Annotated in this window: 1 protein-coding gene and 1 pseudogene; one reads left to right on the plus strand and one right to left on the minus strand. The window is 73.4% G+C overall.

Features of this window, described 5'->3' with window-relative positions; translation table 11 throughout:
• Positions 1-403, plus strand: a pseudogene (locus tag G6028_RS06265) (chlorophyllase/cutinase-like alpha/beta fold protein); the annotation flags it as partial.
• Between the two features lie 43 nt (positions 404-446).
• Here G6028_RS06265 and glmM read toward each other — a convergent pair.
• On the minus strand, positions 447-1,763 hold a 1,317-nt coding region (glmM, locus tag G6028_RS06270), incomplete at its 5' end, for a phosphoglucosamine mutase (protein ID WP_182658356.1).

Here is a 1,763-nt window from a genome sequence, read left to right on the forward strand (position 1 = left end):
CCGGGCCATCACCATCGACGCGCCGGCCCTGCTGCTGTCGGCGTCCGGCGGGGTCCACGCCGAGGACGCGCGGGCGCTCCACCTGGCCTGGCGCGGCCCGATCGTGCACCGCCGTCTCGAGAAGGCCATCGAGACCGGCCTGGTCGAGGGCGCGCCGCTGGTCAAGTACGTCGGACTCGCGGACCCGGACCGCCGGACGCAACGCGCGGTTCGCCCGCTGCTGGCGGGGTATCTCCTGAGCACGCTCGCGGACGACGCCACCTACTCGGCGTTCGCCGATCCGGAGACGAAGCTCAAGGGCACCGTCTCGGTGACCGACGCGATGCTGGAGGAGGAGGACGACGACCTCGTGGCGGGGGCGCCGCCGCTGCTCAAGCTGGCCAAGAGCTTCACCGGGAGCTGAGCCGGGCGTCACCCGGAGTGGGGCCCGGCCACCGCACCGGGGCTCAGACCGCGGTGACGAGCCCCGCCAGTCGCTCGGCCACCTGGCGGGCGCAGTGCGCGTCCTCCGCCTCGACCATGACGCGGACCAGCTGCTCGGTTCCCGAGGGACGCAGCAGCACCCTGCCGCCCGAACCCAGTCGCGCCTCCTCCTCGGCCACGGCATCGCCCACCACCGAGGACGACACGACCGCGGCCTTGTCGTCCACCGGCACGTTGATCAGCACCTGCGGCAGGACCGTCATCACGCCGGCGAGCTCGGACAGTGGGCTGCCGGTCTCCGCCATCCGGGCCATGATGCGCAGTCCTGTGAGGACCCCGTCCCCGGTGGTCGCGTGGGCGGGGAGGACGAGGTGACCGGACTGCTCTCCGCCGAGGCTGTACCCGCCCTCGCGGAGCCGTTCGAGGACGTAGCGGTCCCCCACCTTGGTCTCGGTGACGTGGATCCCGGCGGCCTGCATGGCCACCTTGAGGCCGAGGTTGCTCATGATGGTCGCCACGAGGGTGTCACCCACCAGCTCTCCGGAGTCCCGCATCGCCAGGGCGAGGATCGCCATGATCTGGTCACCGTCGACGACCTCGCCGGAGGCGTCCACGGCCAGGCAGCGATCGGCGTCGCCGTCGTGCGCCAGACCGAGGTCCGCACCGTGTTCGCGCACCGCGGCGCGGACGTCATCCAGATGTGTGGAGCCGCACCCGTCGTTGATGTTGTACCCGTCGGGGTCGGCGTGGAGTTCGATCACGGTCGCCCCCGCGTCGCGGTAGGCACGCGGCGCCGCGACGCTGGCCGCCCCGTTGGCGCAGTCGACCACCACGACGAGCCCGTCCAGCCGCCCGGGCGTGGCGTCGAGCAGGTGCCGGACGTACCCGTCCAGTGCGTCCTCCGACGACGCGCGTGAGATCCGGCCGACCGCCGCCCCGGTGGGGCCGGTGATCGCGCCCTCCGTCAGGGCACCCTCGATCCGGTCCTCCATGTGGTCGCCGAGCTTGTGCCCGCCCGCGGCGAAGAACTTGATCCCGTTGTCGGGCATCGCGTTGTGCGAGGCCGAGATGACCGCACCGAGCGCCGCGCCGTGCTGGGCCGTCAGATGGGCGACGGCCGGGGTCGGGAGCTCGCCGACACACAGGACGTCCACCCCCTGGCTGGCCAGACCCGCGGCGAGGGCCGCCTCGAGCATCTCCCCCGACGCACGGGGGTCGCGGCCGATCACGGCCAGTGGGCGGGCCTGACCGCCCGGTGCCCCGGACTCGGCCGCGAGGACGGAGGCGGCGGCCGCTCCGAGGCGGACGGCCAGGTCCACGGTGAGCGTCCGATTGGCGAG

This window comes from Dietzia cercidiphylli, assembly GCF_014145145.1.
Classification (GTDB): domain Bacteria; phylum Actinomycetota; class Actinomycetes; order Mycobacteriales; family Mycobacteriaceae; genus Dietzia; species Dietzia natronolimnaea.